Here is a 22,028-nt window from a genome sequence, read left to right on the forward strand (position 1 = left end):
CTACAACCGCTGCAAATGCCCATAAAGCTTGGCGTACAACCCACCATCGGCAATCAGTTGCTGATGGTCGCCATCTTCGGCCACTTGCCCGCCGTCGAACACCAGCACCCGGTCTGCCTGTTTCACCGCCGACAAGCGGTGGGCGATGATCAGCGTTGTGCGGCCATGGAGGAAGCGCGCCATGGCCTGGTGCAGGTTGTACTCGGTCGCGGCATCGAGGGCTGACGTCGCTTCGTCGAGGATCACCACTTTGGGTTCGGCGAGGATCATCCGGGCGATAGCCAGCCGTTGCCGCTGCCCCCCGGACAGACGCACGCCGGAGCGGCCGACGATGCTGTCGAGGCCGTCCGGCAAGGCGCGGATGGTGGGTTCGAGCTGGGCGATTTCCAGTGCCTGCCAGCAGGCTTCATCGCTGCGGGTACGACCCATGGTCAGGTTGGCGCGCACGGTGTCGTTGAACAGCGCCGGATGTTGCAACACCACAGCGACGTTTTCCCGAACCGTTTCCAGGCCGATTTCCTGCTGGCTCGAGCCGCCGAAACGGATCGTCCCCGCCAGTGGCGTGTACAGGCCCAGCAGCAATTGCACGAGGGTACTTTTGCCGCCACCGCTGGCGCCGACAATCGCCACTTTTTCACCGGGGGCGATGGACAGGTTCAACTGATCCAGCACCAGTTCGTCGCCGTAACCGAAGCTCAGACCCTGCACTTGAATCCCGACCGTATCGCGGCCCTTGAACGGGTCGACGCCGCCGGGGTATTGCGGCTCGTCGGCGCGGGCCAGCAGTTCGTTGATCCGCGACAGCGCCCCGCCTGCCGCGTAGTAGGCGTATTGCAGGTTCAGCAGTTGTTCGACCGGGCCGATCATGAACCACAGGTAGCTGAACACCGCGAGCATCTGGCCAATCGACAGGTCAGAGAACAACACCGTCAACATGGCTGCCGCGCGAAAGATATCGATGCCGAACTGAAACAACAGGCCGCTGGCGCGGTTCGAAGCGTCGGTCTTCCACTGTGAGTTGACCGCGTAGTTGCGCACTTCCTGAGCCCGCAGGCCAAGGCGCCCCAGGAAGAAGCCCTGACGGTTGCCGGCACGCACTTCCTGGATCGCATCGAGGGTTTCGCTCAGCGCCTGGGTGAAACGCGAGGTGCTGTCGTTCTCCAGTTTCTTCAGGTGTTTGACCCGTTTGCCCAACTGCACCGTGGCGTAAATCACCAAGGGGTTGAACAGCAGGATCAGCAGCGCCAGTTTCCAGTGCATCCACATCAGGATGCTGGCAGTGCCGACCAGCGTCAGCATCGCCACCAGAAAACGGCTGAGGGTTTCGCCGACAAACTTGTCGAGGGTGTCGAGGTCGGTGACCAGGTGCGTGGTAACGGTGCCGCTGCCCAGGCTTTCGTATTCACCCAGCGAGATCCGTTTCAGACGCTCGATCAGCCGCACGCGGATGCGGTACACGATGTCCTTGGCCAGTCGCGCAAACAATCGCGCCTGCAACACGCCAAAACACAGGGCGCTGCAACGCAGGGTCAGCGTCACCACCAGCATCAGGCCGATATAGCCCGCCGCCTGCTGCCACATCGAGGGCAGCAGGTGGTTCATGACTTTCAGCGCGGCGTCGCCATGGCCGAGCAAGACTTCGTCCACCAGCAACGGCAACAGCAGCGGAATCGGCACGCTGCACAGCGTCGCCAGTACGGCCACGCCGTTGGCGATCCACAGGGATTTTTTGTGATGAAGTGCCAGTCGCCGGACTTCAGCCCAGCTCAGCCGGTCGACACGCTTGACGGCTGGCGTGTCATCGGCCGGGTCAGACACAGGCCGCGCGCTCCAGCCATCGACCGAGCAGCGGCGACAGTTCACTGAGCGGCTGGTAGCCGTTGGTCAGCAACGCCAGTTGGCCGTTGCGTTCGGCGAGCAGGGTCGGGAATCCGGCGATGCCCAGATCCTGGACCCAAGTAAAATCGGCCTGGGTCGCCTTGTGTTGATCGGCATGATCGAACAGGGCAGCAAATTCGATGCGCGGGACGCCGGCCTTCTCCGCCAGCTCCACCAGAACGCTGGCCTGGGTGACATCGCGACCTTCAGCGTAAAACGCGTGCTGGATCAGCCCGACCAGTTTCCACGCGCAATCCGGCGCCAGGCTGCGCGCCGTAACGATGGCCCGGCAGGCAGGCTCGGTATCGTAGACAAAACCGTCGGGCAACGCGCCTTCGAACTTGAACGGCTGGCCGGTGGCCTCGGTGACCGCCTGCCAGTGTTCGAGAATGTAGCGCCGGGTGGTTGGCTCCAGCGCCGAACCGCTACCGGTGCGCAACCCGCCGACCACCAGGTGCAGTTCCACCCCGGCGGCCTGCGCCTGCTCCACCAATGCCTTGGCCACCGGGGCAAATCCCCAGCACCACGAACACATCGGATCCATCACATAGAGCAGGCGTGCAGACATGATTAAGCCTCGGTGGATGCTTGCTTATAGTTGTAGCCGATCGGGTGCGGCATGTTGCGCGCTTTTGCCAGTTCGATCTGCTTCTGACGGTCGATGGCGCTGCGGCGGGTCTTCTCGCTCAGGGTGTCCCAGCAATGCGGGCAGCTGATGCCGGCCACGTAATGCTCGGAGGCGCGATCTTCAACGCTGACCGGGGTACGGCAGGCATGACATTGATCGTAGTCGCCTTCGCTCAGGTCATGCCGCACGGTCACGCGGTTGTCGAAGACGAAGCAGTCGCCCTGCCATTTGGTTTCTTCCTGCGGCACTTCTTCGAGGTACTTCAGAATGCCGCCCTTGAGGTGATAGACCTCTTCGAAGCCTTCGCCGAGCATGTAGCTCGAGGCCTTCTCGCAGCGAATGCCGCCGGTGCAGAACATCGCGACCTTCTTGTGCACGGCCGGATCGAAGTGTTCTTTGATGTAGTCGGGGAATTCGCGAAAACTGGTGGTTTTCGGATCGATGGCGCCTTCGAAGGTGCCGATCGAGACCTCGTAATCGTTACGGGTGTCGATCAGCAGCACTTCCGGATCGCTGATCAGTGCGTTCCAGTCCTTGGGCTCGACGTAGGTGCCGACTTTCTTGTTCGGGTCGACGCCTTCAACGCCCAGGGTCACGATCTCTTTCTTGAGCTTGACCTTGGTGCGATAGAACGGCTGCTCGTCGCAGTACGATTCCTTGTGATCGATATCGACCATGCGCGGATCGTTGCGCAGCCAGGCCAGCAGGCCGTCGATGCCTTCACGGCTGCCGGAAACCGTGCCGTTGATGCCTTCTTCGGCGATCAGCAGGGTGCCTTTGATGCCGTTGTCGACCATCGCTTGCAGCAGGGGCTCGCGCAGGTTGACGTAATCTTCGAGGGTGACGAACTTGTACAGTGCCGCCACGACAATCGGTTGTGTCATGGGTATTTCTCCAGGTGGCTACCCTCGTAAAGGGTGAACCGGATGCGAAAAAAAACGCGCCGGGTGAGCGGCGCGTTGCGGATTCTAGCAAAAAACCTCAGTTCATTGCTGCAAGGCTCAATGCTTGCTGCCGCCGGCACAGGTCGGCGACGCCGGAGCGACGCCTGTCTCTGCCCATTCCTGCGGGGTGTAGGTGTGCAGCGCCAACGCATGGAACTCGCCCATCAGCTCGCCAAGCGTGCCGTAGACTTTCTGGTGGCGCTTGACCCGGTTCAGGCCTTCGAACTGCGCACTGACCACCACTGCCTTGAAGTGGGTCTGCAACCCGCGACTGTGCATGTGGCTTTCGTCCAGCACTTGCAGATGCTCAGGCTGAAGCAGCGCCAGCGTCGATTCGATGCGTTGTTGCATGGTCATCACGAACTCCGCTTACTTCTTCTTGGCTGGAGCTGCGCCTTTCGGTGCCAGCTCGTTGGTCATGTCGTCCAGCAACTTGTTGACCACCGGTACGGCGCTTTCCAGTTTGGCCTGGGTCATCTGAGCCGACTGCTGGGTCAGTTGCGGCATTTTTTCCAGGACTTTCTTGCCCAGTGGCGACTGGTAGAACGCGACCAGATCTTTCAATTCCTGCTCGCTGAAGTTGCTGGTGTAGAGCTTGACCATGTCCGGTTTCAGCTTGTTCCAGCCGATGGCCTGGTCCAGAGCGGCGTTGGCCTTGGCCTGGTAGGTATCCAGCACGGCTTTCTTGGATTCCGGCGCCTTGGTCTGTTCAAAACGCTGGGCAAACATCTGCTGCACCTGCATGTACACCGGAGTGCCCAGCTTGTCAGCGTGCGCCAGGGTCAGGAAAGTTTCGGCACTGGCGTTGTGGCTGGCGGTATCGGCAAGCACCTGGCCGCTGGCGCAGACCAGGGCAACCGCGGTGCAGATGGCACGAAGACGAGTCATCGAGTTTCCTTTTCAGCTAGGCGAGGTAAAACCCCAAGGGCGACCATTCTGCGCCTGAATAACGCTGCGGCTCAACCCCTGGCCCTTGCCGTGCTTGATTGGCGGGGGCCGGCGGGTCAACAATCGAAGGGATGGAACCACCCGGCGTGAGCCGGGCCTAAACTGCGCAAACAGACCAACAGGAGTGTGCACGATGAGCCGTATCGAAACCGACAGCCTGGGCCAGATCGAGGTCCCGGACGACGCTTACTGGGGCGCTCAGACGCAACGCTCGCTGATCAACTTCGCCATCGGTCAGGAACGCATGCCCTTGCCGGTACTGCACGCGCTGGCCCTGATCAAGAAAGCCGCGGCCCGGGTCAACGACCGCAACGGCGACCTGCCCGCCGACATTGCCCGCCTGATCGAACAGGCCGCCGACGAAGTGCTCGACGGCCAGCATGACGACCAGTTCCCGCTGGTGGTCTGGCAGACCGGCAGCGGCACGCAAAGCAACATGAACGTCAACGAAGTGATTGCCGGGCGCGCCAACGAACTGGCCGGCAACCCGCGCGGCGGCAAGACGCCGGTGCACCCCAACGATCACGTCAACCGCTCGCAGAGCTCCAACGACTGCTTCCCCACCGCCATGAGTATCGCCACCGCGCAAGCGGTGCAGACCCAACTGCTGCCAGCGATCGCCGAGCTGTCGGGCGGACTGGCCGAACTTTCGGCGCGACACATGAAGCTGGTGAAGACCGGCCGCACCCACATGATGGACGCCACGCCGATCACCTTTGGTCAGGAGCTCTCCGGATTCATAGCGCAGCTGGATTACGCCGAACGGGCGATTCGCGCGGCGTTGCCGGCGGTCTGCGAACTGGCGCAGGGCGGCACTGCCGTCGGCACCGGGCTCAACTCGCCCCACGGCTTCGGCGAAGCGATTGCCGCTGAACTGGCGGCGTTGTCCGGCCTGCCGTTCGTCACCGCGCCGAACAAGTTTGCCGCCCTTGCCGGTCATGAACCATTGACCACCCTTTCCGGCGCCCTGAAAACCCTCGCCGTGGCGCTGATGAAAATTGCAAACGATCTGCGCCTGCTGGGCTCCGGCCCACGAGCCGGGTTCGCCGAAGTGCGCCTGCCGGCCAACGAACCGGGCAGCTCGATCATGCCCGGCAAGGTCAACCCTACCCAGTGCGAGGCGTTGTCGATGCTGGCCTGTCAGGTGCTGGGCAACGACGTGGCGATCGGTTTCGCCGCCAGCCAGGGTCACCTGCAACTGAACGTGTTCAAACCGGTGATCATCCACAACCTGCTGCAATCGATCCGCCTGCTGGCTGATGGCTGCAGCAACTTCCAGCAGCATTGCATCGCCGGTCTTGAGCCGGATGCCGACGTCATGGCGAAACATCTGGAACGCGGCCTGATGCTGGTGACGGCGCTCAACCCGCACATCGGCTACGACAAGTCGGCGGAAATCGCCAAGAAAGCCTACAGCGAAGGCAAGACCCTGCGCGAAGCGGCGCTGGAGCTGGGTTATCTGACCGATGAAGAGTTCGATGCCTGGGTGCGGCCGGAGAACATGATCGAAGCCGGCGCCAAGGGCTGAGTCATACCGATCCTTCCCGTGCCCCGCACGGGAAGGTCATCCGACCAACAGTTTTGCCCGCCGGGCCTTGAGCCCGGCAATCAACGAAGGCCCCAGCGCCACCAGCGCCGAACCCAGCACCACCAGCACCGCCCCGCCATACCCCAGCAGATTGATTTGCTCGGCATGCACATATTCAGGCCACACCCCCGCCGCCACGGCCACCGCACCGAACGTCACCAACGGCGTGATCGCCAGCGTCGCACTGACCCGCGAAGCCTCCCAATGCGCCAGCGCCTCGGCAAACGCGCCGTAGGCGATCAGGGTGTTCATGCAGCACGCCAGCAGCAGCCAGCCCTGCAGCGGGTTCAGCGACAGTGCTTCGAGCGGATGCACCCAAGGCGTCAGCAACAGGGCGCAGAACAGGTAGATCACCATCATCACCTGCAGCGAATTCCACACAGTCAGCAGTTGTTTCTGGCCCAGCGCATAGAAGGTCCAGACGGTCGAGGCCAGCAGCACCAGCAACACACCAGCGGTGTAATCAGACAAAGACGTGAGCAATTCCGCCAGACGCTGATTGAAGAACAGCGCGAACCCGATCAGCAGCACTGCCAGACCAATGCCCTGACCAATACTGAAGCGTTCCTTGAACACGAACAGACTGGCGATCAGCAACATGATCGGCCCCATCTGCACCACCAGTTGCGCGGTGCCGGGGCTGAGCCGGTTCAAGCCCATCAGGTAAAGCACGTAGTTGCCCACCAGCCCGAGCACCGCCATCAGCACCAGCCAGCCGCCCTTCGGCCCCAGCACCTTGCGACTCGGCAAGCGTTTGGTCGCCGCCAGATAAATGAACAGACAGCCGCCGGACACCAGCAGGCGAAACCAGGTCACCGTGACCGGGTCCATCACCACCAGCACCTGTTTGAGCTTGATCGGCAGGATTCCCCACAGAAACGCCGTCAATAACGCCAGGAACATGCCGTACACCCAACGACCCGATGAAACGTGCATGAGAACCCCAAGCGCCAGAGACAGGAGCGCTCATTCTAGGCGCACAGACCGACCCGACACAGGGACAGTTGCGCTCCAGCCGCAAATGAAACTGTGCAGGTCGCAGCAGAAAATTGACGATGGGCCGTTGATCGGCCGGCCGGGCAAGGTAAGTGGTTCAGGCATAAGCTGATTGGATCCAGCCCGGGACAACACTCACCAAGGAGACCCCGACATGTTAGGCATGCGCGCCCAGGACACCGCCCCCGCCACGCACTTTCGCAGCGACCGCGTGTGCCGGGTCAACGGCGAACTGTATTTCAGCACCCGGGAAAACACCCTCGAAGGGCCGTTCGACAGCCCCGAGAAAGCCGAGCAGGAAATCCGCGCGTACATCGCGCGGATGCGATTGATGGATTCCGGCAGGCCGGCCTAGCGTACGGCCTCAAACAACCCGGTCGCGCCCATCCCCCCGCCCACACACATGGTCACGATTCCGTAGCGCAGATTGCGCCGCTGCAACTCGCGCACCAGATGCCCGACCTGCCGTGACCCGGTCATGCCGAACGGGTGACCGATGGAAATCGAGCCACCGTTGACGTTGTACTTCTCGTTGTCGATTTCCAGCCGGTCACGGGCGTACAGGCACTGCGAGGCAAACGCTTCGTTCAATTCCCACAGATCGATGTCTGCTACCTGCAAGCCCTTGGCCTTGAGCAGCTTCGGCACCGAGAACACCGGGCCGATGCCCATTTCGTCCGGCTCGCAACCGGCCACGGTGAACCCCCGGAAAAACGCCTTCGGCTTGAGCCCCAGTTGCAGGGCTTTTTCCAGGCTCATCACCAGCGTCATCGAGGCGCCGTCGGACAACTGCGACGAGTTGCCGGCGGTCACCGACCCGTCCTCGGCGAACACCGGTTTCAACCCGGCGAGACTTTCATAGGTGGTGTCCGGGCGATTGCAGTCGTCGCGATCGACGATGCCGTCGAGGATCTGCACGTCACCGCTGGTCTTGTCTTCAACGCGGTACTTCACCGCCATCGGCACGATTTCATCGTTGAACAGGCCGGCTGCCTGCGCCTGGGCGGTGCGGATCTGACTTTGCAGCGAGTAACGATCCTGCGCCTCGCGGCTGACGCCATAACGGCGCGCCACCACTTCGGCAGTCTGGCCCATGGTGTAGTAGATGCCCGGCGTCTGCTGCTTGAGCAACGGGTTGATCAGGTGATCGGTGTTGACGCTTTTCAGGGTCAGGCTGATCGACTCGACGCCGCCGGCGACGATGATGTCGCTGCAACCCGACGCGATCTGGTTGGCGGCAATCGCAATCGCCTGCAAGCCCGAAGAGCAGAAACGGTTGAGAGTCATGCCCGCCGTGCCCGTGCCCAATTGCGAGAGCACCGCCACGTTACGGCCGATGTTGTAGCCCTGGGCGCCCTCGTTGGAGCCGGCGCCGACGATGCAATCCTCGACGCTGGCCGGGTCAATGTCGTTGCGCGAGAGCAACGCATTGACGCAATGGGCCGCCATGTCATCGGGACGGGTCTGGTTGAACTTGCCGCGAAAGGACTTGGCCAGGCCGGTCCGTACGCTGTCGACGATCACCACTTCACGCATGGCATACCTCATTGTTGCAATCGGTTGAGAGTGGACCGAGCATAAGTCCACCCGATCGCCGACCGCGACAATCATTCACCTCGCGTATGCGGGCCCATCGGTTCAGTCCTTGTGCTTTTTGGCTCGCTTGTCGGACTTCTCGAAAGCCTCTTCCAACGCGCGGTTGATCGTGCGCAGCACCTTGACCCGGGCCCAGCGCTTGTCATTGGCCTCGACCAACGTCCACGGCGCAATTTCGGTGCTGGTGCGGTCGACCATGTCGCCCACGGCGGCACGATAGGCATCCCACTTGTCGCGGTTGCGCCAGTCGTCTTCAGTGATCTTGAAGCGCTTGAACGGGATTTCTTCGCGCTCCTGGAACCGCTCCATCTGCGTGTCCTTGTCGATCGCCAGCCAGAACTTGACCACGATCACCCCGGCATCGGCCAGTTGCTCCTCAAAGTCATTGATCTCGCCATAGGCGCGCATCCAGTCGGCGGTGCTGCAAAAGCCCTCAACCCGCTCCACCAGCACCCGCCCGTACCACGAGCGGTCGAACACGGTGAATTTGCCCCGCGCCGGAATGTGCCGCCAGAACCGCCACAGATAAGGCTGCGCCCGCTCTTCTTCGGTCGGTGCGGCAATCGGCACGATGCTGTATTGGCGCGGATCGAGCGCCGCCGCGACCCGGCGAATCGAACCACCCTTGCCCGCCGCATCGTTACCTTCGAACACGGCCACCAGCGCATGCCGGCGCATGCGTTTGTCACGCATCAGGCCGGACAGCCGCGCCTGTTCGGTGATCAGTTGTTCTTCGTAGTCTTTCTTCTCAAGACGCTGGGTCAGGTCGAGGCTATCGAGCAGGTTCAACTGGTCTACGGAAGTCCCCAGCGGTGCAGCGTTGACCTCATGGGGATGCACATCGGGACGCTTCAAAGCGTTTTGCAGGCCTTCGAGCAGAATCTTGCCGACCGTCAGACTGCGGTAATACGGGTCGACACCCTCGATGACATGCCACGGCGCGTAATCGCGACTGGTGCGGCGCAACACGCGTTCACCGTATTTGACGAACTTGTCGTAGGTCTGCGATTGCTGCCAGTCCAGCGGACTGATGCGCCAGCTGTGCAGAGGGTCATCGGCCAGCGCCTTGAGCCGCGCTTTCATTTGTTTCTTGGACAGGTGGAACCAGAACTTGAAGATCAGCGCGCCTTCATCGCAGAACATCTTTTCCATGCGCTCGGCGCCGGCAATCGCCTGATCCAGACGCGGGTCCTTGAACAAGCCGTGTACCCTGCCCTGCAGCATCTGGCTGTACCAGTTGCCGAAGAAAATCCCCATCCGCCCCTTGGCCGGCAGCATCCGCCAGTAGCGCCAGGCCGGTGGCCGCGCCAGCTCTTCATCGGTCTGTTGATCGAAGGTGCGTACTTCGATCAGGCGCGGGTCCATCCACTCGTTGAGCAACTTCACCGTCTCGCCCTTGCCGGCGCCTTCGATACCGTTGATCAAAACGATCACCGGGAAACGCTTTTGCTGCTGCAACTCGAACTGGGCTTCAAGCAACGCTTCACGCAGGGCGGGCACGGCGGCTTCGTAGGTGTCTTTGTCGATGGCGTGACCGATTTCAGCGGATTCGAACATGGGACGGCTCCTTCCAGGATTCAGCAAGACTAGCGGATTGGGCTCTGACGCGGCACAGAAATTCCCGCCGGCGGCGGATTGTCCTTGAGTCATCTGTGGCAAGGTTTGCCATGGATCAAGCGCCGCCCGCGTGATCGGCTAGAATGGCCGCCTTGCCGTTGCCGAGCCTGCCATGAAACCTGTAATGCCCCACGCCCAACTCGACTGGGATGACCAGGGACGCCCGCGTTCGCGAGTGTTCGACGATGTGTATTTTTCCGACCAGTCGGGGCTGGATGAAACCCGCTACGTGTTCCTTGAACAGAACCGTCTGGCCGAGCGTTTTGCCGCGTTGTCGGCGGGTGGGCGACTGGTGATCGGTGAAACCGGCTTCGGCACCGGGCTGAATTTTCTCTGCGCCTGGCAGTTGTTCGAACAGCACGCGGTGGCCGGTGCGCGACTGCATTTTGTCAGCATCGAAAAATTTCCGTTGAGCCCTGCCGACCTGCAACGGGCGCTGGCGTTGTGGCCCGACCTGAAGCGATTCTCCGATCAGTTGCTCAAGCATTACGTGGCAATCCATCAGGGATTTCAGCGCATTGTTCTGGATAACGGGCGCATAACCCTGACCCTGTTGATCGGTGACGCGCTGGAGCAGTTGCCACAACTGGACGGCCAGATCGACGCCTGGTTTCTCGACGGTTTCGCGCCAGCGAAAAACCCCGAGATGTGGACCGCCGAACTGTTCGCCGAACTGGCCCGGCTGGCGGCACCCGGCTCGACCATCAGCACGTTTACCAGCACCGGTTGGGTGCGACGCCTGCTCAACGCCGCCGGCTTCAAGATGAAACGCACGCCGGGCATCGGCCACAAATGGGAAATCCTGCGCGGCGAATTTCTCGGCTGGCCCGAGGGTGTTGCGCCACCTGCGGCGGCAAAACCGTGGTTCGCCCGCCCGACACCGTTGACAGGTGACCGTCGAGCCCTGGTGATCGGCGCCGGTCTGGCCGGTTGTGCCACGGCGGCCAGCCTCGCGGCGCGGGGCTGGCAGGTCAGTCTGCTGGAACGGCATGACGCGGTGGCACAGGAAGCGTCGGGCAATCCGCAGGGCGTGCTGTATCTGAAACTGTCCGCCCATGGCACGGCACTTTCGCAGTTGATCGTCAGCGGTTTCGGCTACACCCGGCGCGTGCTGGAAACCTTGCAGCGTGGCACCGACTGGGATGATTGCGGGGTGCTGCAACTGGCGTTCAATGAGAAGGAGCGCGAGCGTCAGGCACAACTGGCAGCCGCGTTTCCCGAAGACCTGCTGCAATGGCTCGATCAACCCGAGGCACAGGCCCGCGCCGGAGTCGGTCTGGCTCACGGCGGTTTGTATTACCCCGAGGGTGGCTGGGTACATCCGCCGGCGTTGTGTCAGGCGCAATCGGCACAGCCGGGCGTCACACTGCTTCCCCATCAGGAAGCCGTCGAGCTGCGCAAAGTGGGCGATCAATGGCAAGCCTTCGACGGTGAACGATTGATTGCAACAGCGCCCGTCGTGGTGCTGGCCGGTGCCGCCGAAATCAAGCGTTTTGCCCAAAGCGGCGAGCTGCCCCTCAAGCGCATTCGCGGGCAGATCACCCGCCTGGCGCAGACTGCGCAAAGCCAGGCGCTGGCCACTGTCGTGTGTGCCGAAGGTTATGTCGCACCGGCACGATGGGGCGAGCACACCCTCGGCGCCAGTTTCGACTTCAGCAGCGACGACCTGACCCCGACCACCGCCGAACACCTGGGCAATCTGGCGATGCTCGAAGAGATCTCCACCGATCTGGTCGCGCGCCTGCACGTCAGCGAGCGCGACGCCGAAAGTCTTCAGGGCCGGGCAGCCTTCCGTTGCACCAGCCCCGATTACCTGCCGATGGTCGGCCCGCTCGCCGACCGCGAAGCGTTTACCCGGATCTACGCCGCATTGAGCAAGGATGCACGGCAGGTGCCGGACATGCCTTGTCCCTGGCTCGACGGACTGTACGTCAACAGCGGTCATGGCTCCCGAGGTCTGATCACCGCACCCTTGTCCGGTGAACTGCTTGCGGCCTGGCTGGACAACGAACCGCTGCCCCTGCCCAGAAGTGTCGCAGAGGCGTGTCATCCGAACCGGTTTGCCTTGCGGCGACTGATCCGGGGCAAATGAGCGGATCATCGGGAGAATGATCAACCAGCGGGCAACACGCAGAGGTTGCCCTCCAGCAGCCGCAACACCTGGTCGGTCAGTTGCTCGAGCAAGGCGCTTTCCGTTCGCTCCTGTCGGGCGGCACACAGGTGCATCTCACTCAGGTAGTCGGCCGAGCTGAGTGTTTCAGCCTTCTCGAATAACGCCAGTGCTTCCTGTTGGTGAGGTGCGCGCGCATCGTCGAACTGCCGGGTAAAACTGCTTTTCACGTATTCACTCCAGAAGGGCTGGCGAACCAGAAACGCCAACCACTCGGAAGACAGCTCCGCGGTCTGGATTCGATTGATCGCCGCCACCAGATCCGCTCCTGTCACCTGCGCAAGCGAGGCATAACGCATGTGCGAAGGCTGCCCGGGCAGTTCAAGTGCCTGCGCCAGACCGGAGCGGTAAGCCAGCGTCACTTCCAGAGGATCAGCGGCCCCATGTGCCTGCGTATGTTCGGCTGCGATCCGGTCAATCTGCTCAAGCCGGAACAACCCTCGCGCCAGCTTCACGAGCGCCGCCGCAGAAGACCGTTGCCCCCTTGAGGCACGGGTCACATGGTGCACTTGCACCGCCACTTCCAGGTGGCTGAAGTTCAACGCCGCATTGTCCGTGCAATTGATCGGATTGGCCGCCAGATCGAAAATCTGCTCCCTCAGTTCGGTATCGGCCTGTGTCGCATCCAGCACCGTCCAGACCCGCCGGGTCATATCCTCGCGTACGCTGGCGGATTCGGCGGAATTGCCCAGTTCCGCCAGCAGACTGAACAGTCCTTCGGCCCTCGTATCATCCTTGATCGCGTTCCACGTCTGCAGATGCCGGGAGCCCTCCTCCCCTCCCGTTTCAGTCAGCCAGATCGAGCGGGCCTGGTATTCGTCCAGTCGCGCGATATCGTTATCCAGATAGCCCATGCCGACTCCGAAGGTCTTCCGGTAGTCATCGAGGTGAATTCTGCTGGCAGCGGAAATCGGGTTGTGACGCAGATTGATGGTTTCACTGAAACGTCGGGGCGTTTCAAAAAGCCAGGCAGGCAGATCGCGTATTTCATTGTCACGCAGGTCCACCCAATCCAGGTTGGGTAGAAACTGCAGGCCTTCGGGCAGTTCTGTGGTGCGGGTATTGCGCAAGGAGAGGTGAGTCAACTCGAACAGACGACTGACATCCACTGTCGCCCCCAGGGGATTGCCACTCAGATTCAGGCTCTGCAGGGAGTACAACTTCGCCAGTTTCACCAGCGAATGCTCGGTCAATTGAATCCTGTTGTTGGCCAGGCTCAGTCGTTTGAGGTTGGGCATATGCGAAATGACCTCGGGCAACAAGGTCAGTTGATTACGGTCCAGTTCCAGCGATTCGACTTGCCTGAAGGCCTTGAGAAAGTAAGCGGCGTCGTTGTCCAGCTGCATGTCCCGCAGCGACAATTGCCTGACATGATCGAAATTCAGGCCGGTCGGCAAGGTCGGAAACTTGCCGAATTGCATGCCGTCGAGTTTCAGACCGTAGACGGGACGCTGAAAGTCATCAGGCAGGAAAACCAGACGTCGAAAACAGTCTTCGATTTCGAACGCCACGACCTGTCGACACTCGTGTACCTCATTCAGATCGCCGTCCAAGGCCTTCATGGCCGTTTCATCCTCGCTCCAGATGTCCAGAACTTCCTGCAGCCGGCGCAGATCCTCCTGCAACTGCCGAACCCGGATCGCCCTGGTCACTGGCTCGCTGCCCGCCTGGTCAAGAAACTCATCGGCTTGTACGTCAGTCATCAAGGGATAGAGTTTCTTCACTTTGCGCAGCAAACGTTGCGAATGCCTTGCCGGCCCGACGGGCGAATTGGCGAGCGTACACGCAGGCTCGGAAATCGCCGGTGGCATCCGACCGCCTGCCAACACCCGGGCACAGCCTTCACGCTCATCCAGAGCGCTTGCCAACAGTTTATGGCGCAAGCGCCAGCCATCTTCCGGCTTCGGCTGCGCAAATCCGATGGCCTTGCGCTGCCGCATTGGAAGGCCTTTGAGGATCGCGAGATAGACGTCCTCCGGTCCGGGCACCACTTTGCCGAGCGACTTCCTGTCGCTGCCGAACACTTCGTAACCATTGTCGAGTCGGACCAGCGTGCATGAATTCGAAGTCAAAAGCGGTTTCTCGCCTGACGTCTCCAGTACCTCACCGTTGAGTGTGTTGGCCCGCAGTTCAAGGTAGAACTCGGTATTCCAGCCAGCGAGCCGGGGTAACAGGCGCAGCGCCAGTTTCCTGGTATCGGCACTGGCGATGTCCGCCAGGTAAAAGCCGGCCAGCGCCCGATCCACACGGACATCGCTCAAGGCCTGACGGGCCCTCTGTGCCAGGCCCATGGGCACTCGCCCGGTGCTGCGCAGGTGCATCCGCTCGACAGTCGGCGTGCGCCTGAGCAATTCTCGCGCATACCGTACCGGCAGCCCGGGAAAGGCGCTGTGCAGCTTGACCGACTCACCGGCGAGAACACGATCGAACTGCCGGTACAGGTGCTCGAAAACCGAGCGACGATCAGCCTTGACCGCCGCCCCGATCACTTGCGCCAACTTGACGCTTGCATCAGCCGGGGCAATGTTCGCACCCACCAATGCTTCGGCTTCACTGGGGTAGATGCCGTCCAGAACGGTTTGCAGCAACTCGCCTTTTTCCAGTTGCTCATGGCTCACGACAATGCTCAGAGTGTCATCGTCAATTGACACGGGAGGATAGGTCGCGGTGAGACGGCCTTTTTCGTCCACGACCTTGATGTAGCGATCAGTCGGCCAGTTGGCGAGTTCGGGCAACGCGTGCAATTGCTCCTGAACATGACGGGCATCGGTTGCCTCGCCCCGTTCCATCGCGGAAACGAAATCACGCAATCTGCGTTCGATGCCAAAGCGCTCGATCATGTCGCGCAAACGCGGGGGCCAAGACAGATTGTCGTCACTCAGACGGTGCAACTCATCGAATCGAGTGTCGGTCAACCGCCGGATCATCTCCAGGCGACTGTCCTCGAACCTGCCCAGGCTCGGGTCGATGCGCCTGAGGGTGTAGGCACCGCTCCACTGCTCGCTTTCCTCCCAGGCATGGCGCCAGCCTCCATGTCGATGGGGCTTGAGTGGCGGAGCGTAAGCATCGGGACGGACAGGATGCCGGATACTCCAGGTATCGGAAGCCGGATCATGCACCACCTCATAGAAGCGTTGGTCGACACGGGCAAAAAACCTGTCGTCGCCCCGGTACAAGTCCATGACTTCAGAATCGGGGGCAGCCCCCACCGGTAAGGATTGTTCATATGCTTGCAGGTCCGGCTTCCACAACCGTGACTGCCCCTTCCCGTCGAGAATGGCAGTGAATGGCTGGAAGAAATCAGGATGTTTTCGAACCGTTCTGATCGCCAGGGATTTCAAGCCTTTGATGCCGGCCCCCACGACGGCCATCAGGACAAGGTTCTCGGCGACGCTCAGCAGGTGTGAAAACGCTTCCTGACGATCTCCCCGGCTCCAGTCATCGACGCCTTCATATACCTGGGCGAGCATCTGCCCGATGGCAACGCCCATCATCAACTCTCCCAGCACCGGTACGACAAAACCCGCTACGTTAGCCACCGTCATGCCGGCGTCCAGGTAATGCAGCAGTCGCGTCCTGCGCGCCTCCTCATCGACATCTTCAGTCGGTACAGCGAGCACACGGGCATCGAGTTGCAGCTTGCCGACATGACTCTTGAGCATGAACTCGAACAGCGGACCAGGCATCTCCAATTGCCTGACGTGCCCCAGGCTGCCGTTATCCGCGAAGGTCTTGAAAAAGTCGAGCCTGTCGCCTTCGCCGATGCAATGCGTGAAATAGCTTCTGTAGCTGCCCACCCTCAGCCTGAACTCAAGATACGCCATGAACGCCGTGAAACGGGTGTACTCGTAAAGGGGTTGATCCGGCTCTCCCGGCATGTACACCAGGCACCATTGTTCCGGGTCCAGCTCGACCGAAGACTCAGAGAACACCACCACACCCCAGATACAACTGCCGAGCAATTCGATCCCTTGCATGATCAGCGCACGCCCCTTGAACTGAAGGCTTCTGGCAGTGGCGACGCCACCGGCATCAATCAAGCGCTGTATCGTCTGCACCCCCTCCCGAGAGACGTGTTCCCTCAACATCGCCAGATGCAGGTCCAGTTGCAGCAGTTGTTTTTTCATTGCGGTGATGTCGAGAACCACGGGACCGGTGGCCGCCAGGTTTCCATCCACTTCCTTGACACCGAACACCTGCAGGAAGTGTTGCTGATACCGCTGCCCCAGGTTCAGCTCTCGACAAAAGGCGGCGAACGATGTGGGCGTCAGGCCAGGAACCCCGGCAGGCGCGCTGGAGATCCGTATCACACTGCCCTCGGGGAAATAATCGGGTTGCGCCTCGTCCTCCGTGAAGTTCTGCATCGCGGCCTCGAGCAGCGTGGGCGTGGCGAACGGAATGATCGCCGGACCGCCCCCCGGCGGGACCACGGGCTCGCATCCACAGTAATTGCCGGGCAATTGCAGATGATCTTTCTCGACATTGAACACTGCGGGCCATCGGGCGCTCAGAGCGCGGTTCAATACATCAATGCAAAAACTGTTCAGCGGTTGCAGCCGGTCAAGATGCGTCTCGACTTTCCACTGAATGGCCTGCAGATCACGCGCAGCCTTATCCAGCGCGGCCAGTGTGTCGGCACCGGTTTTGAGCAGCGCGGGAGGCAGGTTTTTCTGCAAGGCCTGGGCCGTGTCCAGATCGCCGGTGGCCTCCAGCAAAATGCTCAGTGTCTGTTCTTCCGTGAGGGTGGCCGGTGTCCCCGATAGCGGTGGAGTGGTCATGGGCAATATTCCTTTATTGCTATTGAGTCTCCCCACCCTAGCGATCCCGAGGGCGAATAAAAAACACGAAAACCTGCATGTTCGAGCCGGAAAACCAGCAGCAATCCGTATGTTTTGAATACATATCTACCACCCGCAACCTCAACCCAGATGTTAACGGCCCACCGGTCAGATCGATGTACTTATAACTGATCGTTCTAAAACTCCCACATCCGAGCCGGGTCAGTTTCTGGGTACCGGCCATTTCGGCGCGGTACAGCGACACCTTCCCCAACGGAAAAACCGGTAAGGACTTTATGTGCGGATTAGCTGGCGTTTTTGGTCTGGGGCTTTTAAAGGGCTTCAGGGGGCATTCAAGCCCCTAAATCCCCCTCAAAAACGCTGAATTGGTACAAAAAGTGGTACGAAATTAGAGTGTGTTCACGGAGCCTAAGGCAGTAGAAATGCTATTGAAAAAATCCGTTAAAACACCTATTTATTAATTGAATCGTGCCGATACAAAAAAGAAAAAATAAACCGCAGAGGTTGGGGCTAGACTCCCAGCAAGCGGTTATAGCTACCGTGAAATGGATCCAAAAAATCTGGGAGAACCTTACCGATCTCCCACCGGTCGGATGGAATGTGGGACGAATTGTGTTTACGAGCGTTGACACAATTTGTTAATTGACAAGCCAATTCGCTTGTCCATAATCGCCATCCGGAGTTATCCACAGGAACGTGGATGCTTTGTCAGTATTACTCAGAGGAATTGCGCCATGTCTAGCAACCCATTCGTTCTCCTGTGCTACGCGCAGAAGAAAGGCGGTTTGTGGATTGCCGCGTGCCCACAGTTCACCCTCGCGGCACAGGGAGTCGACTTCGACGAAGCCAAGGGAAAATTGGAAGCACAAATCAAGTCGTACATTGTTGAGGCGTTGACCGTAGATCGCGAGCACGCTGCTCAACTTCTCGGTCGCCAAGCACCGCTGCTGATGCGCCTTCAGTATCGCGCCCAGGCGTTCTGGTCGTCGATTCGCCATGGTCGAAGCAAGCGAGTCAGATTCTTTGAAGAACCAGCCCTCCAGTACGTTGGTTGCTAAGGATCGAAAATGTTTGCAGGGAGGCACAGACCGCTCACCTACAGAGAGGTGACAGCGGTGTTGAAGGAGCTAGGGTTCTCCTTCCGAAATCAAGAAGGCAGTCATGAGCAATGGGTACGAGAAGGTGATCCCTTTCGCAAAGTTACCGTCGACAAGCCAAAACAGCCATTCCACGGCGACTTGATTAAATACATGTGTCTTCAGGCAGGTGTCAGCAAAAGACAGTTCTATGCCCTTGTGAAATAGCCCGGCTCCCGCCGGGCTTTTTCATTACGGTGCTTTCCCTGCCGAGCCACCGAGGCATGCTAATTTTTTCTCCCGCGAATGTAGGTCAGAACCGCCAACGTTCTCAAAGCGGATTTCCTTCCGGATTTATTCCTTCTGAATTTCACGCACGTAAGCCTGACACGCCTGCAGCGCAATCAATCCGCGATCACCTTCATCGGTGATGGCGACAATTCGTTGAGCGCAGCATCCATTCGGCGGGTAGCCGTTTGCGTTCAGTAGGTGATGCTAAGATTTGAAGCTGGTGCGGCCTCCATCCCCTAGGTTAATCCCCGGGCGCTCGCTGCAGAGTTCAATGGAGGCCGGGCCTCCCACCACGGTAGGGAGCCCCCATGAATAAGTCCTCCCTTCAACCTCGCATAATCAGGGCAAAGGAGGCACCTAGATATCTCGGCATGTGTCGCGACGTTTTCAACAGGATCGTGCGGCCCCATGTGAGCGAATTCCCAATCGGACAGCAAGGCGTCGGCTTTGATCGGATAGAGCTAGACAAGTGGGCAGATGCTTACATCGCGGAAAACTCGATTAAAAAATTTCAGAGTTTAGAGGCGCCACATCCTCTGATTGACACACTGCAATCAGGGCGGAAAAAGCGTGCCCCCACGATGATAGGCAAAGGCTCCCGGATATCCCTCCATAAGCCTTCCACTTCAGAAGAGTTCTATAAATTGGTGGACGAAATCTTAGGAAGATCTGGGGTCAAAAAAGATCGTCGACGCAAAAAACAGAGATATCCAATGACTGATCAATAGCTGCCCAGTCGCCCCCCCCCAATGCTCACTACCGTGAACCGGCGCGGCTTGATAGGACGACTGGAAGCAGTCTGGTTGAGAGAATAGAGGCAGCTCGAAGAGGGCAAGGAGTATGAAAATTCTTTCTCAGGTCACAGTGAGACTTCCTAGACTTATGGAAGTCGGCGAGTATCGCAAGCTGCGCTATGCAGGTAATAAACCAAGTCTCCAGCAGCTGAAAAAATGGATTGAGGAAGGCGAGATAGTCGGAGAAATCACGGGCGGAATGTACTTCGTGGATATACAGGCGGCGGTACTTGGATCAAATGATCCGTTACTTGCACAGATGCTTAGGCTTGACTGATGCAGGATAGGTAAACCGGGATGGAAAGGTTTCCCTTGAATCGAACGGCGCACCAGGAGTAGCTCGATGTTCTTGACGAAGGAAGAAGTCGCAGATCTGACCGGTCATGCACGCCCAGTTATTCAATCTCGCTGGCTTCGAACCAACTGCATACCGTTCATTATCGGTGGCGATGGTCAACCCAAAGTGCCCAGGCAATCATTGCTAGACAAAATCGAACGCTCCAAATCTCAGGAGGAGAAAACGGAGTACCCAATTTGTGGGCTAATCGAGGTCACGGAAAACTGGGATAAGGTATCTGAGTCAATGATGGCAGAGCTTTTGGGTACAACCGCGCGAGCCCTGCAAGGGAAACGAGCGAGAGGCATAACACCGGAAAATGTATGGTCGAAAATTGATGGTTCAATCATGTATAGCCTGAAGCGGTATGAGGATTTTTTGGAATCCCAGTGGCCCACATATATCCCCGTTGCGCAGACATCGACGTCACCGGTAGCAAAAAACATAAGAAGAAAAAAGAACAAAAACCAACAAGCGCCCGTCACGCTGCTCGTCTGAACTACGTCCTGCCGACATCCCCCCCCGAAATCCTACAGCTCGTCGCCTCACCCTCGCCCACATCAATCGCCTCGATTACTGTATATCCAAACAGTACAAAGCAAGGCACTCCCGTGGATCCCTCCGATATCGAAAACACTGACGACTGGCTCGGCTGCCCGACGCCACTCGAGACCTGCCGGCAGCAGCTCAGGCTTTACGAAAATGAGTTTGAGGAACTGAACCGACAGCTCCGAGCAGAGCGGGAGCGGATATTCAAGCTGGTTGAGATGAACACTGAAATCGGAAACGACCGCGACACATTCCGGAAGCAGTTGCTGGCAGCCCAGGCCGATGTGAATCGCCTTCAGTCTCAAACTACCGAGCTTTCGAGCCTGCTTCGCGTGTTCAACGATATCAAGCGTCAGAACACGCACCTCTTCCATGAAAACCAGCGCCTTCTCAGGGAGGCGCGGGAGCGCGAGAGCCGATCGCCTTCACGTAATCTTGGCAGGCCTGCAGCGCAATCAATCCCCGATCACCTTCGTCGGTGATGGCGACAATTCGTTGAGCATGCGCTGGGTCAAGTTGGGCGCGTACGGTTGCATGATCCACGCCGCCGGGGCCGGCGGCGGCAGGCACTGAACAGCCACCGGCTGAACCCGCATCGATGAGGACTGACAGCCGCAGATCAGAAGTGGCAAGGCGATCGCGCAGGCGATCTTGGTCACGTTGGGCATCGGTCATTTTCTCGAAGTGGGTTTTCTCACTGGCCGCCAGCCGCTGCTCGAGCGCCAGCCGCTTGTCCTGCTCGGCCTGCTGCGCGGTGGCGGCTGCCTTGGTCAGCTGATTCAGGGTTTCGGTGTGCAGCCTGGACTGCTGGGCCAGCTGTTCGCCGTATCGCCAGTCCTGAACCTGCCAAGCCAAGGCAGCGCCGGCGAGCGCCAGCACCACCGCGCCGATGACCTTCCACGGCACGAACATCACGGCACATCCTTGAAAAAGACGTGTCCGCCCAGCTTCAGGGTCTGCTTGGCTTTCACCGCCCACCCGGGCGCCGTCCTCATGCTGAGCGCGTAGTAGTGCGTGGCGCCGCCGGTCGGATCCGGCACCTTGCCGTCGATCACCTGGTCGGCAGCGATCCGGCACTGCGCCAGTTCGCGGAACGGGATCTCCCGCGCGCCACTCAGGAATGGATAGTTCGGGTCACCTTTGTTCCAGCAGCTGAACTGGTACGGCTTCTGGCACACGCCGGCGTAGCCCTCCCCCCACCATGAATTGGTCTTGCCGTCGAACACGCGATTGCGAATCGTCCAGGCCACGGCAATCTTTCCGGCCAGACTCTCGCCGCGCGCCTCGCCCCACAGGGTGCGAGCAAGGACGTCGCGGTCTTTCTCGGTTACAGGCATCACTTTTCTCCAGGCAAAAAAATACCCGCTCGACGGCGGGTTGACGTGGTTCAGCTGATTACGCCGGGCGGGATGGCCTGGCCGATGGTTCCGGGAATCCCGGCGCCCCGTCCTTCCATCCTCGGACGGCGATGCGGTACTCGCGCCATTGCTGAACCGTTCCGGGCATGGCCGATGGGTCGCCGTCCTCAAGCGCAATGAGCTGATCGGTGATGAAAGCCACCTCGGCGGCGCGCCAAGCGCCCTCGCCCGCGATTTCGCTGAGCCGGTCCCAGTGCGCTTGCTCTTCGGGAGTCTGGCTTTCAGGCGGTTGTGGCGCCGGACTGGTGCTGAAAATCCCACCCTCTACCGAAACGAACAGGAAATTGCCGGCCTCAATGCTGGCCACGGCCTCGGCGTATTGTTCTTCGGTGATCTCGATGCCGCCCTCAATGGGTGCCGTGCTGATCTGGTTGGTTGCTGCGTATGGCATGTGAACCT

At 59.9% G+C, this 22,028-nt stretch carries 20 protein-coding genes and 1 pseudogene; 7 read left to right on the forward strand and 14 right to left on the reverse strand.

Annotated elements, in window-relative coordinates:
• The 5 genes from JKA62_RS00920 to JKA62_RS00940 all read right to left on the reverse strand — a co-directional run bounded on the left by JKA62_RS00920 (position 1) and on the right by JKA62_RS00940 (position 4,338).
• Positions 1–1,818 (reverse strand): ABC transporter ATP-binding protein, encoded by a 1,818-nt coding sequence (locus JKA62_RS00920; RefSeq protein WP_011335382.1) that lies wholly within the window; start codon positions 1,816–1,818, stop codon positions 1–3.
• Complete coding sequence (locus tag JKA62_RS00925; protein ID WP_170928299.1) at positions 1,811–2,413, reverse strand: DsbA family protein; 603 nt, start codon at positions 2,411–2,413, stop codon at positions 1,811–1,813. The genes JKA62_RS00920 and JKA62_RS00925 overlap by 8 nt, the downstream gene beginning before the upstream one ends.
• Before the next feature lie 35 nt (positions 2,414–2,448).
• Positions 2,449–3,390 carry an oxygen-dependent tRNA uridine(34) hydroxylase TrhO gene (trhO, locus tag JKA62_RS00930; RefSeq protein WP_011335384.1) on the reverse strand — a complete coding sequence of 314 codons (942 nt, stop codon included), beginning with the start codon at positions 3,388–3,390 and terminating at the stop codon, positions 2,449–2,451.
• A 117-nt stretch (positions 3,391–3,507) separates the two neighbouring features.
• On the reverse strand, positions 3,508–3,807 hold the full coding sequence (locus JKA62_RS00935) for a BolA family protein (protein WP_007950896.1): 300 nt from the start codon (positions 3,805–3,807) through the stop codon (positions 3,508–3,510).
• Between the two features lie 12 nt (positions 3,808–3,819).
• Positions 3,820–4,338, reverse strand: coding sequence for a DUF2059 domain-containing protein (locus tag JKA62_RS00940; protein WP_011335385.1), 519 nt, complete (start codon positions 4,336–4,338; stop codon positions 3,820–3,822).
• Positions 4,339–4,531: 193 nt separating this feature from the next.
• Here JKA62_RS00940 and JKA62_RS00945 point away from each other — a divergent pair, with 193 nt between their 5' ends.
• Complete coding sequence (locus tag JKA62_RS00945; RefSeq protein ID WP_011335386.1) at positions 4,532–5,926, forward strand: class II fumarate hydratase; 1,395 nt, start codon at positions 4,532–4,534, stop codon at positions 5,924–5,926.
• A gap of 36 nt (positions 5,927–5,962) precedes the next feature.
• Here the strand turns inward: JKA62_RS00945 and JKA62_RS00950 are convergent, their stop codons facing one another.
• Positions 5,963–6,922 carry a DMT family transporter gene (locus tag JKA62_RS00950; protein WP_011335387.1) on the reverse strand — a complete coding sequence of 320 codons (960 nt, stop codon included), beginning with the start codon at positions 6,920–6,922 and terminating at the stop codon, positions 5,963–5,965.
• A gap of 214 nt (positions 6,923–7,136) precedes the next feature.
• On the opposite strand from JKA62_RS00950, the gene JKA62_RS00955 reads away from it, so the two are divergent.
• Positions 7,137–7,337 carry a DUF6316 family protein gene (locus JKA62_RS00955; RefSeq protein ID WP_011335388.1) on the forward strand — a complete coding sequence of 67 codons (201 nt, stop codon included), beginning with the start codon at positions 7,137–7,139 and terminating at the stop codon, positions 7,335–7,337.
• On the opposite strand, the gene JKA62_RS00960 is transcribed toward JKA62_RS00955, so the two are convergent.
• Both JKA62_RS00960 and pap read right to left on the reverse strand, forming a co-directional pair.
• A complete protein-coding gene (locus JKA62_RS00960; RefSeq protein ID WP_201815744.1) occupies positions 7,334–8,518 on the reverse strand; it encodes a thiolase family protein in 1,185 nt (394 codons plus the stop codon). The two genes, JKA62_RS00955 and JKA62_RS00960, sit on opposite strands and share 4 nt — an antisense overlap.
• A gap of 102 nt (positions 8,519–8,620) precedes the next feature.
• Positions 8,621–10,135, reverse strand: a complete 1,515-nt coding sequence (pap, locus tag JKA62_RS00965; RefSeq protein WP_011335390.1) for a polyphosphate:AMP phosphotransferase — start codon at positions 10,133–10,135, stop codon at positions 8,621–8,623.
• A 172-nt stretch (positions 10,136–10,307) separates the two neighbouring features.
• Between pap and mnmC the strand changes: the two genes are divergently transcribed.
• On the forward strand, positions 10,308–12,287 hold the full coding sequence (gene mnmC / locus JKA62_RS00970; RefSeq protein WP_201815746.1) for a bifunctional tRNA (5-methylaminomethyl-2-thiouridine)(34)-methyltransferase MnmD/FAD-dependent 5-carboxymethylaminomethyl-2-thiouridine(34) oxidoreductase MnmC: 1,980 nt from the start codon (positions 10,308–10,310) through the stop codon (positions 12,285–12,287).
• 20 nt (positions 12,288–12,307) lie between these two features.
• On the opposite strand, the gene JKA62_RS00975 is transcribed toward mnmC, so the two are convergent.
• Positions 12,308–17,143: an NEL-type E3 ubiquitin ligase domain-containing protein gene (locus JKA62_RS00975; RefSeq protein ID WP_201815748.1), complete on the reverse strand. Its 4,836-nt coding sequence runs from the start codon at positions 17,141–17,143 to the stop codon at positions 12,308–12,310.
• Between the two features lie 755 nt (positions 17,144–17,898).
• Between JKA62_RS00975 and JKA62_RS00980 the strand changes: the two genes are divergently transcribed.
• A complete protein-coding gene (locus tag JKA62_RS00980) occupies positions 17,899–18,222 on the forward strand; it encodes a hypothetical protein (RefSeq protein WP_201815750.1) in 324 nt (107 codons plus the stop codon).
• A 9-nt stretch (positions 18,223–18,231) separates the two neighbouring features.
• Positions 18,232–18,468, forward strand: a complete 237-nt coding sequence (locus tag JKA62_RS29095) for a type II toxin-antitoxin system HicA family toxin (protein WP_368388961.1) — start codon at positions 18,232–18,234, stop codon at positions 18,466–18,468.
• A gap of 126 nt (positions 18,469–18,594) precedes the next feature.
• Here JKA62_RS29095 and JKA62_RS28845 read toward each other — a convergent pair.
• Positions 18,595–18,690, reverse strand: a pseudogene (locus tag JKA62_RS28845) (lysis protein); the annotation flags it as partial.
• 681 nt (positions 18,691–19,371) lie between these two features.
• On the opposite strand from JKA62_RS28845, the gene JKA62_RS00990 reads away from it, so the two are divergent.
• Positions 19,372–19,602, forward strand: a complete 231-nt coding sequence (locus JKA62_RS00990) for a hypothetical protein (RefSeq protein WP_201815754.1) — start codon at positions 19,372–19,374, stop codon at positions 19,600–19,602.
• 66 nt (positions 19,603–19,668) lie between these two features.
• Positions 19,669–20,160, forward strand: coding sequence for a DUF4224 domain-containing protein (locus JKA62_RS28855; protein ID WP_236676395.1), 492 nt, complete (start codon positions 19,669–19,671; stop codon positions 20,158–20,160).
• Between the two features lie 62 nt (positions 20,161–20,222).
• Here JKA62_RS28855 and JKA62_RS01000 read toward each other — a convergent pair whose 3' ends face one another.
• The 4 genes from JKA62_RS01000 to JKA62_RS01015 are packed head-to-tail and all read right to left on the reverse strand — an operon-like array spanning position 20,223 to position 22,020.
• Positions 20,223–20,585 carry a hypothetical protein gene (locus JKA62_RS01000; protein WP_201815756.1) on the reverse strand — a complete coding sequence of 121 codons (363 nt, stop codon included), beginning with the start codon at positions 20,583–20,585 and terminating at the stop codon, positions 20,223–20,225.
• Between the two features lie 16 nt (positions 20,586–20,601).
• Positions 20,602–21,123: a lysis system i-spanin subunit Rz gene (locus JKA62_RS01005; RefSeq protein WP_201815757.1), complete on the reverse strand. Its 522-nt coding sequence runs from the start codon at positions 21,121–21,123 to the stop codon at positions 20,602–20,604.
• Positions 21,123–21,548, reverse strand: coding sequence for a cell wall hydrolase (locus tag JKA62_RS01010; RefSeq protein ID WP_201815758.1), 426 nt, complete (start codon positions 21,546–21,548; stop codon positions 21,123–21,125). Before JKA62_RS01010 ends, JKA62_RS01005 begins: the two co-directional genes overlap by 1 nt.
• A 58-nt stretch (positions 21,549–21,606) precedes the next feature.
• Positions 21,607–22,020 (reverse strand): hypothetical protein, encoded by a 414-nt coding sequence (locus JKA62_RS01015; protein WP_201815759.1) that lies wholly within the window; start codon positions 22,018–22,020, stop codon positions 21,607–21,609.
• Between the last annotated feature and the right edge of the window lie 8 nt (positions 22,021–22,028).

Source organism: Pseudomonas sp. B7 (assembly GCF_016735645.1).
Classification (GTDB): Bacteria; Pseudomonadota; Gammaproteobacteria; order Pseudomonadales; family Pseudomonadaceae; genus Aquipseudomonas; species Aquipseudomonas glycinae.